General features: G+C 61.8%; 11 protein-coding genes. 6 read left to right on the top strand and 5 right to left on the bottom strand.

Annotated elements, in window-relative coordinates:
* Positions 1 to 12 precede the first annotated feature (12 nt).
* The 3 genes from NKJ32_RS11725 to NKJ32_RS11715 form a co-directional block, all read right to left on the bottom strand.
* On the bottom strand, positions 13 to 717 hold the full coding sequence (locus NKJ32_RS11725; RefSeq protein ID WP_352588382.1) for a DUF4760 domain-containing protein: 705 nt from the start codon (positions 715 to 717) through the stop codon (positions 13 to 15).
* Positions 714 to 1,094: a hypothetical protein gene (locus tag NKJ32_RS11720; protein ID WP_031211345.1), complete on the bottom strand. Its 381-nt coding sequence runs from the start codon at positions 1,092 to 1,094 to the stop codon at positions 714 to 716. Before NKJ32_RS11720 ends, NKJ32_RS11725 begins: the two co-directional genes overlap by 4 nt.
* A 102-nt stretch (positions 1,095 to 1,196) precedes the next feature.
* Positions 1,197 to 3,398 carry a caspase family protein gene (locus NKJ32_RS11715; protein WP_352755099.1) on the bottom strand — a complete coding sequence of 734 codons (2,202 nt, stop codon included), beginning with the start codon at positions 3,396 to 3,398 and terminating at the stop codon, positions 1,197 to 1,199.
* 211 nt (positions 3,399 to 3,609) lie between these two features.
* Here NKJ32_RS11715 and NKJ32_RS11710 point away from each other — a divergent pair, with 211 nt between their 5' ends.
* Positions 3,610 to 4,014 (top strand): Fur family transcriptional regulator, encoded by a 405-nt coding sequence (locus tag NKJ32_RS11710; protein WP_023675234.1) that lies wholly within the window; start codon positions 3,610 to 3,612, stop codon positions 4,012 to 4,014.
* 67 nt (positions 4,015 to 4,081) lie between these two features.
* Here the strand turns inward: NKJ32_RS11710 and NKJ32_RS11705 are convergent, their stop codons facing one another.
* Positions 4,082 to 4,363, bottom strand: a complete 282-nt coding sequence (locus NKJ32_RS11705) for a type II toxin-antitoxin system RelE/ParE family toxin (protein ID WP_352448351.1) — start codon at positions 4,361 to 4,363, stop codon at positions 4,082 to 4,084.
* A 292-nt stretch (positions 4,364 to 4,655) separates the two neighbouring features.
* On the bottom strand, positions 4,656 to 7,604 hold the full coding sequence (gene polA / locus NKJ32_RS11700) for a DNA polymerase I (protein WP_352827632.1): 2,949 nt from the start codon (positions 7,602 to 7,604) through the stop codon (positions 4,656 to 4,658).
* A 448-nt stretch (positions 7,605 to 8,052) separates the two neighbouring features.
* On the opposite strand from polA, the gene NKJ32_RS11695 reads away from it, so the two are divergent.
* From NKJ32_RS11695 to NKJ32_RS11675, 5 genes are all read left to right on the top strand, one after another.
* The gene (locus NKJ32_RS11695; protein ID WP_352755096.1) at positions 8,053 to 9,438 is read left to right on the top strand and encodes a M20/M25/M40 family metallo-hydrolase; all 1,386 of its coding nucleotides are present in this window, start codon (positions 8,053 to 8,055) and stop codon (positions 9,436 to 9,438) included.
* Positions 9,439 to 9,541: 103 nt separating this feature from the next.
* On the top strand, positions 9,542 to 10,162 hold the full coding sequence (locus NKJ32_RS11690; RefSeq protein WP_254816792.1) for a ribonuclease D: 621 nt from the start codon (positions 9,542 to 9,544) through the stop codon (positions 10,160 to 10,162).
* Positions 10,163 to 10,205: 43 nt separating this feature from the next.
* Positions 10,206 to 10,457 carry a hypothetical protein gene (locus NKJ32_RS11685; protein ID WP_352827593.1) on the top strand — a complete coding sequence of 84 codons (252 nt, stop codon included), beginning with the start codon at positions 10,206 to 10,208 and terminating at the stop codon, positions 10,455 to 10,457.
* Between the two features lie 589 nt (positions 10,458 to 11,046).
* On the top strand, positions 11,047 to 11,766 hold the full coding sequence (locus NKJ32_RS11680) for a hypothetical protein (protein ID WP_352568246.1): 720 nt from the start codon (positions 11,047 to 11,049) through the stop codon (positions 11,764 to 11,766).
* Positions 11,750 to 12,652 (top strand): hypothetical protein, encoded by a 903-nt coding sequence (locus NKJ32_RS11675; protein WP_352568245.1) that lies wholly within the window; start codon positions 11,750 to 11,752, stop codon positions 12,650 to 12,652. Before NKJ32_RS11680 ends, NKJ32_RS11675 begins: the two co-directional genes overlap by 17 nt.
* Positions 12,653 to 12,655 lie beyond the last annotated feature (3 nt).

Here is a 12,655-nt window from a genome sequence, read left to right as displayed (position 1 = left end):
CATTTTCGGGAATTATCTGGACTGGGCCGAGGGTGGCGCCTGGCGGACATAGTTCTCGATCGGCTGCGCGAAAGTCGGTGAACCGGCCTTGCGCTCCTTGTCGATATAGCCGGCAAAATAGCTCCAGAAGGAAGCGGCATAGTCGCGGAAATAGGAGTCGGCGACCTGACGCGAGCACAGCCTGCCTTCGACGCAGAAGGAAAGGCGGTTGAGGAAATAGACGATGCGGTCGAAATTGTCGCTGAACTCGGCCAGCGGCATGTCGCCGCCGGTTGCGCTCATCGCTTCGATGCCGATGCGCTGTCTGAACACCTGTTCCTCGGTCGGCGTCGGATTGGCACTGAGCAGATTGCCGTATTTGGCGTTGAGCGCCGCCAGGCGTTGCTTGAGGGCCCGTTGCGCCTGCTGGTAATCCTTGCTTTCCCAGAGCTCGACCAGCGACATCGTTTGCTCGACGCGCTTCTGCTCCTGGTTCGCCAGGAACTGGTAGACCGAAAAGATCAAGGTGAAGATGATCGCCAGGCGCACCAGCAATCCGGACCAGGCATAGACGAGCATGCGCCAGTCGCGATCGGTGAATGGGTTCGCCTCCTTCTTGACCTCGTGATTGCTCACCCACGGCAGGCCTTCGACGGTTTCCGGCAGCGACACCGGCTTCTTTTGCGGTACCGGCGCTGTCACTGCCTGCTGCGTTGCGTTGCCCCCCGCTTTCGTCATCCGCAGCTGTCCAGTTCTATGGTGGCGGACGGGTCGAGCACGATGCCCGGCGCCTCCAGCTTCTTCTTCAGGCAATCCAGCTGCGCCCGCGAAACGATGAACTGCACGTCAGGCGCCACCTGCGCCTTGCCCGGCGACGGCAATGGTTCGACCACGCCGCGTGAGGTGCAACTGCTGAGATCGACGACAACGGCGGCGTTGCCGGTTTTGGCGATCTGGTCGTACTGGTCGAGAAAGCAACTCGCCAGTTCGGAATTGATGACGACCTCCTTGGCGCAGAGGCCGCAAGCCTCGTCCGCCGAAGCATTGGCGGCCAGCAACAGCCCGGCGACAAGGCCGGCGGTTGTTGCGCGCCACGAAAATACGATCCTGTTCACGAACGCCCTCATCCGTTCCGTTCGGCCGCCGACAGCGGCGGTCGAAGAATGTTCATTATCAGCCGATTAGGCAAGAGGCCCGGCCGGGCACCTGACCCCGCCTCAGGCGCGCGGCACCGTCTCCATCGGGAAGATCATCACGGCGCCCTTCGACCCCTTGTCGTCGGTCAGCCGCATGGCCGACCGCGTCGCCGGCGCCATGCCGATATCGGCCAGCATGTCGGCGAAGCTTGGCTGTCCCAGTCCGCGCGTTACCGAGACAACCCCCTCTTGCGCCAGGAAACTCAGATCCTGCTTCTCGCTCTGCGGCGGTGCTTCGGTCAAGACGGCGATCATCCGCTCCATGCCGAAGCTGGTGTCGGTGAATTTGAACAGGCCTTCCTCGAGCACGGCGCCTTCGGTCAGGCGCTCGGCAAGAAAATGCTGGATGGAATAGTCGGAGCCGACATAGAGCACGTTGATGTCGACCAGGTTGGTCGAACCGTTCCTGGCCAGCACGTGGACCTGATCGTCGGGCGAAACACGCGGCACCGTCGACGGTTCGATCGGCTGCAGCGTGTCGCTGTCAAAACGCTTGATCCGGAACTCGACGCTGACCTCTTCCGGCCGATAATCGGAAGCGGCGGCCAGCCTCGACAGTCCGACGGCGCGGAAGATTTTCGTCAGATTCCCTGCGGCCGCCTCGATCAACTTTTCGCGGCCGTCCGGATGAATGACGATCAGCGGCGGCTTGCTGCCATCCTTGAGCGTCATGTCGCCCGAAGCCGGCAGGAACCACAGCGCCGGCGTGTCGGTGGCATCTTCTGCGGCGCCGGCAATGGCGTTCTCGCGCAGCACTGCGAGACGCAGATCTGCGCTCTTGCCCGGCTCGACCAGCGCGATGTGGAACCCTGAGCTCTCCCTGGCCGCCAGTTCGTCGAGAACCGAGTTCGCCAGCGCGGCCTCTTTCTCGAGGCCTTTGGCCGCTGCCGGCCGCGCGACCACGAGCTTGTAGTCGACGGCGAGCTCGGCCAGCCGCGCATAGGCATTGGCGGGGATGTCGGCCAGCTTGAGCGCCGGCTTGCCGCCGAACTCGACCGGCTTGACCCGGCTTTCCAGGTTTTTCGCCGACTGAACCTGGAGATAGCCAAGCGCCTCGGACAGCGGCGACAGCGCCGACGGCAATATTGCGAGCCTGCTGCCGGGGGTGAGGCGATGCAGCAACCCGGCGCCGATCGTGGCTTTGTCGTTCTCGATGACGATCGGCCATTGCATGACCGCGTCTGTCTTGTCGGTGCCGAAGACGCGTGCGTCGAGTTCCCCTTCGAACAGCGGCGTTGGCCGGGTGCGGCCGTCCGCCGAATATTGCTGCAGCACGGCCTGGCCGAGCTGGCGATAGGTGATGTTGGGGTTCTCGGCCAGTTTCGACAGGATGGTGAAGGTGAACAGCCCGAAACGCGGTGCATCGGCCGTGCCCTTGGGCAGCGGCATCTCGGGCGTCGTCTCCATCGTCTGCGCCGCGTAGAAGGCGACCAATTTGCCCTTGGTGGTCGGCTCGGCGCCGGTCGGCGTCAGCTTGAAGGCCGGCTTGCGCTGCCCGTCCTCGTCAAAGCCGCGCGGCGCGGCCGACGCAATCTCGTCATAGGCTTTCACCGCAGCCGCCCTGGCAGCGTCGTCGCCGCCGACCAGATCGGCGAACTCGACCTTGCGTTCCAACTCGTCGTCGACCTCGGCGGCGCGCGTCGCCGTGCCGGAATGGCAGCAGTCGAACACGGCCCAGATAAAGGCGCCCTTGTCGCGAATAGCGTCGAGCGCGGTGCCGATCTCGTTGTCGACCAGCGCATTGGGCACGCCCTTTTCGCGGTTGACCCATTTGTCGATGTCGGACGGCAAGAAAATCTCGTCGAGGCCGTCCGTCTCGTCGCCCTTGTTCGCTGCCGGCTGCTGCGCGCCGTGACCGGACAAATGCAGGTAGACGAAATCGTCGCGCTGGACCTTGGCGGCAAGATCGGCCAACGCCGCCTTGATCGCCGCATGTGTCGGCGGTCCGTTGGCGCCTTCGACATCCTTGGCGAGCAGCGTGACGTTTTCGGCCAGGAATTTTACCGGCGCGGGCGTGTTCCCCAGGAGGTAATCGCGCACCAGGCCGGCATCGTTTTTCGGTCCGATCAGCCAGTTTTTCTTCGGCAGGTTCGGGTAATCGGTGCAGGCAACAAGCAGCGCATGGTAGGTGCGCGCCGCTGCTAATGCCCGAAACGGCACCAGGCCGGCAGCGGCCAGCGCGGACGTGCCGGCAAGCAGCGTCCGCCGCGTCACTTTGATCATGATTGCTTCCCCAAGCCCGATCGAATTTCCAAGCACGGCCAGCCTGGCCGAGGATTTTGTCAGTATTTTGAATATGGCGCCGCCGGCCAGCCGACCACCGGCTGCGAATAGAAACAGTAGCAAAAATGGCAGTTCGTCGCTATCTCAGTGGAAGAGGCCGGATTGCATGCCTAATAGCAGCGATCGGCACGGAGCGGCTTGGAACAGGATCATGGCGGCAAGGGATGTACTGACGAAGAACCAGCTTTGCGTTCTCGAGAAGCTCGAGGCCGCCAGCGGCCCGCTCAGCGCCTATACGTTGCTCGACCAACTGCGCGAGCGCGGTTTTCGCGCGCCGCTGCAGGTCTACCGGGCGCTCGACACGCTGGTGAAATCCGGCTTCGTGCACAGGCTCGAAAGTCTCAATTCCTTCGTCGCCTGTGCCGAGCCGCACGACCACAGCCATTCGATGACGGCGTTTGCCATCTGCGACACCTGCGGCCAGGTGACTGAGTTCTCCGACCACGATGTCGGACACCGGCTCGACGAATGGGTGCGCTCGACCGGCTTCGCCGCCAAGAAGGCGGTGATCGAGTTTCGTGGGACATGTGCGAAGTGTTTGGCCGAGGCGGCTTGAGGCCGGAGCAACGCGGCGAAGGCGGAGCAAGGTTTTCCGAGCCCTCGCCGGGTGTTCCCGGATCGGCTCAGTAGGGAAAGGGTCTCCTTGAGGTATGCCGGATGTGCAGGATCTCAATTGCGTCGGCACGGGCACGATAGAAGACCTTATAAGGGTAGCGGCCTATGAAGAGGACGCGAACGCCAGGGATGTCGGTCGCGTGACCGCTTTCGGGAAATTCGGCAAGTCGCGAAATCCCAGCGTGGATCCGAGAAATGACTGAAAGGGCGCCCTGAGGCGCCCGCTCTTCGAGGTAGTTGAAAATCGCCTCGCGTTCGGCAAAGGCTTGCCGCGTAAATCGGACCTTCATAGCCTGCGGCGGGTGTCGGCCGCGCGAACGGTATCCTCATCTACGAAAGTGCCGTGATCGGCCTCTGCTAGGCCCGCTGTGACCGCGCTGCGCTCTGATTCCGACGTCGCATACACGCCAGTCCGCCGCGCCTCGATGACGCGGGCGTAATCAGCAAGCTCCTCCTGGTCTTCGCGAGGCCAAGCTTCCGCATGCCTTACCAGATTCTCAAGTGCCTTGGTGATCATACGGGCACTATAGCATACCGGTGCTGCTCGTGAACCTTGAACCGAATATGGCTCTGTGGCCCGCCTTAATGCGCCTCTTCCCAGTTGTTGGCGGCGCGGGCGTCGACGTGCAGCGGCACCGACATCGATACCGCCGGCATGGCGGCGTTCTCCATGACGTGGCAGACGACCGGGATCGTCGCCTCGACCTCGGCTTCGACGGTCTCGAAGACCAGCTCGTCATGCACCTGCAGCAGCATGCGGGCGGAAAGCCTGGCTTTTTCCAGGGCATGGTCCATGCGGATCATGGCGCGGCGGATGATGTCGGCGGCGGTGCCCTGCAGGCGTGCGTTGATCGAGGCGCGCTCGTTGAACGCCCGGACCGAAGGATTTGACGATCTGATTTCCGGATAGTGGATGCGGCGGCCGAAAATGGTCTCGACGAAGCCGTGCTCGCGGGCATAGGCCTTGGTCGCATCGATATAGTCGCGGATGCCGGGGAAGCGCTCGAAATATTTCTTGATGTAGTCGCCGGCTTCCTCGCGCGCGATCGACAGCTGGTTGGCGAGGCCAAAGGCCGAAATGCCGTAGATGATGCCGAAATTGATCGCCTTGGCACGGCGGCGCACTTCCGAAGGCATGCCCTCGACCGGCACGTTGAACATTTCGGACGCGGTGATGGCGTGGATGTCGGCGCCGTCGGCGAAGGCCTGCTTGAGCTGCGGGATTTCGGCGACGTGGGCCAGCACGCGCAATTCGATCTGGCTGTAGTCGGCGGAAACCAGCTTGTTGCCCTTGTCGGCAATGAAGGCCGTCCTGATCTTTCGCCCCTCGACGGTGCGTACCGGAATGTTCTGCAGATTGGGATCCGAGGACGACAGCCGTCCGGTCGTCGTCGCGGCAAGCGCGTAGGAGGTGTGGACGCGCTTGGTGTCGGGATGGATGAAGCCGGGCAGCGCATCGGTATAGGTCGATTTCAGCTTGGTCAGCTGGCGCCAGTCGACGATCTTACGCGGCAATTCGTGGCCTTCGGCGGCGAGGTCTTCGAGAAGCTGCGCCGAGGTCGACCACTGGCCGGTCTTGGTTTTTGAACCGCCGGGCAGACCCATCCTGCCGAACAGGATGTCGCCGAGCTGTTTTGGCGAGCCGATGTTGATGCGTTCGCCGACCAGCTGGTAGATCTCGTCCTCGAGCCGTGCGGCACCCTGTGCCAGTTCGCCGGAGAGCCGCGACAGGATCTGCCGGTCGACGGAGATGCCGCGCTGCTCCATCCGTGCCAGGACCGGCACCAGCGGCCGTTCCAGCCGTTCATAGACCGAGACCAGGCCCTTGGCGGCAAGCCGTGGCTTCAGCACCTGCCAGAGCCTGAGCGCGACGTCGGCGTGCTCGGCCCCGTAAGCCGTCGCCTTGCCGAGGTCGGCCTGATCGAGGCCGACGAAGCTTCTTCCCGAACCGGCCAGTTCCTTCAGCGGAATGGTCGCGTGGCCGAGCCATTTATCGGCCAGCGCCTCCAGGCCATGGCCACCATGAGTGCCGGCCTCAAGCACGTAGGAGATCAGCATGGTGTCGTCATAGGGGCCGATCTCGATGCCGTGACGGCTCATGACGACAAGGCGGTATTTCATGTCGTGCACGATCTTGAGGACGGATTTGTCCTCGAGCAGCGGCTTGAGCAACGCCAGCGCGTCGCGGATCGGGATCTGGTTTTCGACCGCGCCGCCGCCGAGCAGGTCGCCATTGCCGTTTTTGTGGGCAAGCGGCACGTAGGCGGCGTGGCCGGGCGCGACGGCCATGGCAAGGCCGATCAGTTCGGCCCGCATCGGATCGGGCGAGGAGGTCTTAACGTCGAAGGCGACGATGCCTCTCTCCATCGCCTCGGCGATCCAGACCTTCAGCGTCGCGGCGTCGCGGATGCAGGCGTAGGCGCTGGTGTCGATCTTGCGGGCGGTGGCAGCCTCCAGGCGAAGCGCCGAAAGCAGGGATGGGGTGTCGCCTTGCTTGGCTGCGGCCGGGGCTTCGAGTGCCGCTTTGTCCGACGGCGGTGCGCTCTCGGCGGCCGCGGGCGCGCCAAAACCCATATCGGGGCCATGCGCGGTATCGGCACGCTCTATGGTGACGGGGGTGGCTGGAACGTCGCCCGCGTCGGTTCCGGTCGCTTCGGCCACGCGGCGGGTCAGCGTCGAGAATTCCATGGTCTTGAGAAAGCCGATCAGCCTTGGGCCGTCCGGCGCGTGCAACACGAACTCGTCGAGCCCTTCGGTCACCGGCACGTCGTTCTTCAGCGTCACCAGGTCACGCGAGATGCGCGCCTTGTCGGCATTGGCGATGATCGATTCGCGCCGCTTGTCCTGCTTGATCTCGCCGGCGCGGGCGAGCAGCGTGTCGAGGTCGCCGAACTGTTCGAGCAATTGCGCCGCCGTCTTCGGCCCGATGCCGGGCACGCCCGGCACATTGTCGACCGAATCGCCGGTCAGCGCCTGCAGGTCGATCATTTTCTGTGGCGGCACGCCCCATTTCTCGATCACCTCGGGAACGCCGATCTGGCGGTCCTTCATCGGGTCGTACATGGCAACCGTTGGGCCGACCAGTTGCATCAAGTCCTTGTCGGAAGAGATGATGGTGGTGTCGGCGCTGGCTTCGCAGGCAAGCCGGCAATAGGTGGCGATCAAATCGTCGGCCTCGTAGCCTTCCGTCTCAAGGCATGGCAGGTTGAAGGCCCTGGTCGCCTGGCGGATCAGGCCGAATTGCGGGATCAAATCTTCCGGCGGCGCCGAGCGGTTGGCCTTGTATTCGGGGTAGAGGTCGTTGCGGAAGGTCTTCGACGAATAGTCGAAAATCACGGCGAAATGCGTCGGCACGATGCCGACATCGGTGTTGCGGGCGTCCTGCGTCAGCTTCCAGACCATGTTGCAGAAGCCGAGCACGGCACTGGTCGGCAGCCCGTCGGACTTGCGGGACAGCGGCGGGAGCGCGTGATAGGCACGGAAGATGTAACCGGAGCCGTCGACAAGGAAGAGATGATCGCCTTTTTTCATGGCACGAGGGATAGCGCGGCGCAGCGCCGCGGTCCATGCCAAAGGCGGCTTCCGCCAAGGGTTCCGGCAACACCCTGACAAATGGCGTGCGAGCTTGGCCGGCCCTGCCGGCGTGGCCGGAGCTTTGTTCGCTCACGCCTATGTTACAAAAGTGTAATTTTTGTGCCCTTGAATCGCCACGTTCGCAGACACAGATAAACGCCATCGGCAGTTTTCGCCGAAGTCCGGAGCAAGGCCCGTCCCCCGCCTATCCCGGACACTTGCGGCAGCCTATCCCCCCTCTCCGGGCTGCCGCATCGTTTCGAGTAAGGCCGCCGTGGTTCCCCCTCCACCACGGCGGCATTTTTTTGCCTTTCGACAAGATCCTGCCTTGTGGCCTAACGGTCGCGGGCTTTCCGTTTCGCCGTATGGGCTCTAGATTCGCCGCCAGAATCGAAAGGCCCGCCAGATGTCCGCAGTTTCCCCTGTTCTCGACCGCCTCGACAAGAACTTCGACCAGAGCCTGGAACGCCTGTTCGGCCTGCTCGGCATCAAGTCGATCTCCACCGATCCGGACTACGCCGCCGACTGCCGCAAGGCCGCCGAATGGCTGGTCGCCGAGCTCAAGCTGATCGGCTTCGACGCCAGCGTGCGCGACACGCCGGGGCATCCGATGGTGGTCGCGCATCACGATGGGCCGGCGGGCGCGCCGCATCTGCTGTTTTACGGCCATTACGACGTCCAGCCGGTCGATCCGATCGAGCTGTGGGAAAGCGACCCGTTCGCGCCGGCGGTCAAGGAGATCGAGCCCGGCCACAAGGTGATCACTGGCCGCGGCGCGGCCGACGACAAGGGCCAGCTGATGACCTTCGTCGAGGCCTGCCGCGCCTGGAAGCAGGTGCATGGCGGATTGCCGTGCCGAATCACAATCCTGTTCGAGGGCGAGGAGGAGTCCGGATCGCCGTCGCTGAAGCCGTTTCTCGAGGCGAATGCGGATGAGCTCAAGGCCGATTTCGCGCTGGTCTGCGACACCGGCATGTGGGACCGCGATACGCCGTCGATCTGCGTCTCGCTGCGCGGGCTGGTCGGCGAGGAGATCACGGTGACTGCCGCCGACCGCGACCTGCATTCCGGGCTCTATGGCGGTGCGGCCGCCAATCCGATCCGCATCCTGGCAAAAATTCTGGCCGACATCCACGATGCGGATGGTCACGTCACCATTCCGGGTTTCTATGACGGCGTCGAGGAAACGCCGTCGCAGATATTGCAGTCGTGGCTGTCGCTCGGTGAGACGGCCGAGACCTTCCTCGGCCCGATCGGCCTGTCGATCCCGTCCGGCGAAAAGGGCCGCTCGGTGCTCGAACTGACCTGGGCGCGGCCGACGGCCGAGTTCAACGGCATCATCGGCGGCTATACCGGCAAGGGCTTCAAGACGGTGATCGCCGCGCAAGCCTCGGCGAAAGTCTCCTTCCGCCTGGTCCACAAACAGGATCCGGAAAAAATCCGCGCCGCCTTCCAGGCATTCGTCAGGCAGCGGGTTCCGGCCGACTGCTCGGTCGAATTCCACCCGCATGGCGGCTCGCCGGCGATCCAGCTTTCCTACGACTCGCCCTTCCTCGCCAAGGCCAAGCAGGCGCTGTCCGACGAATGGCCGAAGCCGGCGGTGGTGACCGGCAGCGGCGGCTCGATCCCGGTGGTCGGCGATTTCCAGACCTATCTCGGCATGGAATCGCTGCTGGTCGGTTTCGGCCTCGACGACGACCGCATCCACTCGCCGAACGAGAAGTACGAGATGAGCTCCTTCCACAAGGGCCAGCGCTCCTGGGCGCGCATTCTCGAGGCGCTGACACGCTGAAATTGCGCCAGACTCAAGTTTTTGTTGATTTTTCGCCGGATCGCGGCAAGGACGGGCACGGTCCGTCGCGCATCGCTGCACGGGGCCGCGACCGGAGAAGACGATGAGCGACATACGTTTCCACAAAAACGATCTGCCCGGCCTGCTGCATTACGATGTCGGGGCGGTCGCCATCGACACCGAGACGCTGGGGCTGAACCCGCATCGCGACCGGCTCTGCGTCGTGCAGATCTCGCCGGGCGACGGCTCGGCCGACGTCATCCAGATCGCGCCCGGCCAGAAGAAGGCGCCGAACCTCGTCAGCCTGCTCAAGAACCGCAGCATCACCAAGCTGTTCCATTACGGCCGCTTCGATCTCGCCGTTCTCTACAATGCCTTCGGCGTCATGCCGGAGCCGGTGTTCTGCACCAAGATCGCGTCGCGGCTGACGCGCACCTACACCGACCGGCACGGGCTGAAGGACATCTGCTTCGAGCTTCTCGGGATCGGCCTGTCGAAGGCGCAGCAATCATCGGACTGGGCCGCCGAGACGCTGTCGCCCGAGCAACTCGAATATGCCGCCTCCGACGTGCTCTATTTGCACCGGCTGCGCGACGTACTGAGCGCGCGTCTGGCGCGCGACAACCGGACCAGGGAGGCCGATGCCTGCTTCCGCTTCCTGCCGACGCGTGCGAAACTCGACCTGATGGGCTGGGATGAAGAGGACATCTTCGCCCACAGCTGATGGCCTTCTGGCACTTTAACGCCGTCGGCCGGGAGGAATTGAAATGGCTGCCCGAAAATCAATCGAAACGGCACCCAGGGACGGTTCCAAGGTCACCGTCTACTGGCAGGACAGCCACGGCGTGATAAACGAGAGCATCGCGCAATACCGTTCGCTCGACCGGCTGAAGGCGGCCGGCGGCGACTGGGACGAAAGCGACGCCGGCTGGTGGGCCTATACGGACGGCCATACGCAAAGGAAGATCGAGCCGATCAGCTGGCGGCCGGCCTCCGACGATGCGGATGCCGACGACTGAGGCCGGGTATGTCGCCGGCCGGCATCGCACGGTGAAGCGATTTATTCCTGGATGGCGTATTTTGTTCTTGCTTTGTGCCGGCAGCTATGCTATTAATTTGGCTATGGTGCTAATTGGCTCCAACGACCCGCCCGCCGAGGCGGGTTTTTCGTTTTCAGGTCTCTCGTGGCTTGGCTTCCAATCGCAGCAGCTTCGATTTGCGACTTAACCCGCCCTTGAAGATTGGTGAGCGCCTGTTACCGCAAGGGTCGTCAAACTCGGAGAAATGGGCAAGTGGTGGACTCTCGACCTTCGGCGCGACAGGCCAGCGAAATACAACATTTTTCAATGATAGTTCGAGTCTGAGGAGACCCAAATTCATCGCTGCGAAAGCTGAAACTCAATTTAGCCCAGCGCGTGAAGTCCGTCTCGAAACCTATCGACTGAATGTCGCGCCACTTTCGCTTGAGCCCTGGCCGATCGGAAAACTCCCAAGACTATGAGTGCCTTGAGTGGGAGGGCCAGCCGTTGTTTCGGAGTCGAATGGCTGCTAAGAACTCGTCAATCCATTGGGGTTAGGTTTGCTGTACCGTTCATCGATTGGTTTTTTATGGCAATTATCTACGACAGTCTGCAGTTCGTGACGTTCACAACGCGGCCGCCAATCAGGACGGCTGTCGAACTTTGGCAGTCTGAGTTTGGAAAAATGCCTGACAGCTTCCAGCAGCTGCCGATGGGGGCTGGCTCCCAAGCCGTAGGTTCCATCGGCGGCTTGCAATTCATTGTTATCGTTCAACTAAACAGGATCGATGTCGTCATTAGGCCGCCTGAAAATCTCCCTAATAACTTAGGAACGGTATCTCAGCCAAATTCTGCGATGGCTAAAGGCATCTCAGTTTTGAAGAAGCTTTCCGCTGGAGAGCACATTCTGAGGCCTGCTGTGGTTTTTCAAACCTCCGAAGAATTCCCAGACTTAGGAGGCTCAGTCGCAAAAGCGGTTTCGCTCCTGCCAGGGCAAGTTGTGGTTCCTCAGGCCACTATAGACGTAAGTTTCCATACAAATGTGCCGCGCACCAGCTTGGTTGACCCGAACGTCACAATTCAGCGGATGTATCGGGTTGCCAACGGTCGGCGGGTTGCCGTGCAGGTTGACCTAGCAAACCCAGGCAATATGCTTCAGCACCTAGGGGCTTACATCGCGACCCAATACGTGGACGTATTTGCCGCACCTGAGACGCCTATGAGAGCGCAAGATTTTGATGAGGTTCTCGACGAGATTGTAAAAGAGGCCCAGCTGATATTATCTGACGGTTATGACCATTTTTCCTGAATACGTTTCCGAGGGCATGCTCGCCAGTTGTGCGATGAAATTCGCGCGAATTGATCGAGGCAACGGGAGTCCTACGGCTCGTGGTAAGCTTGAGGAGCCACAGCAGCTTGTGCCGACCCGATTCGCTGCGATCCTTAATATGTATGCCCCTACAGAAACCGGCATTGGCTACGGTACTAGCTCCGCTTACGAGCCGGTGCTTGGTGTCAATAATGCGTCGGAACTTGGGAGCTTTGGACCTGTTTTCGATCCTATGGTCATTTGCAGTCAGTCGATGTTGGCGGAGACGCCTCATACATCAAGTCATCGTCATGTAATGGGTACGGTGGTCGGCACGCTTTACGCTCCCGACGTTGTAGGCGCTTTTCCTGATTGGGCCGCGAATGATCGCCTCCTTAAAACATTTGTGCGGCAGATTGATCTGCCGGGAAACGTCTACGGGATGATCGCACTAGCAGATCCGTGGCTTGCGCCGCCCCAAGCTAAGCGAGGATTGAACGCTGCGGTGCGAAAGTCACTTGATTCCCAAAGGAGTTTACTAAGCGGCCTTCGAAAAGATTGGGACGGATATGGGGCCGAGCCCCTCCCCAAGTACAGGGTCAAGGCATTTATTTCCGAATTAGAATCTGCACTGGAGGATTATTCAGGTCCGCTGCCCGAGATCATTCCAGGAGCAGATGGGTCCTTACAAGCCGAATGGCATCGTAGATATTTGACCTTGTTTTATGGTGTTGATAGTGAGGATGCTAGGCACTTGTTTCTTAAAGTAGCCAACAAGGACCCTATCACGCTATCGGGAGATGCGGCCATCCTGGGCTTTGTCAGGGCGCTACAAGTACACTTCCCTCGGGGGGCTGACGCTGTCACCAACGCCGCAACCAAATGATGA

The organism is Mesorhizobium sp. M0159 (assembly GCF_040322295.1).
Classification (GTDB): Bacteria; Pseudomonadota; Alphaproteobacteria; order Rhizobiales; family Rhizobiaceae; genus Mesorhizobium.
Note: the sequence above shows the minus strand (reverse complement) of the source record. Positions and strands in the feature narration are given on the sequence as shown.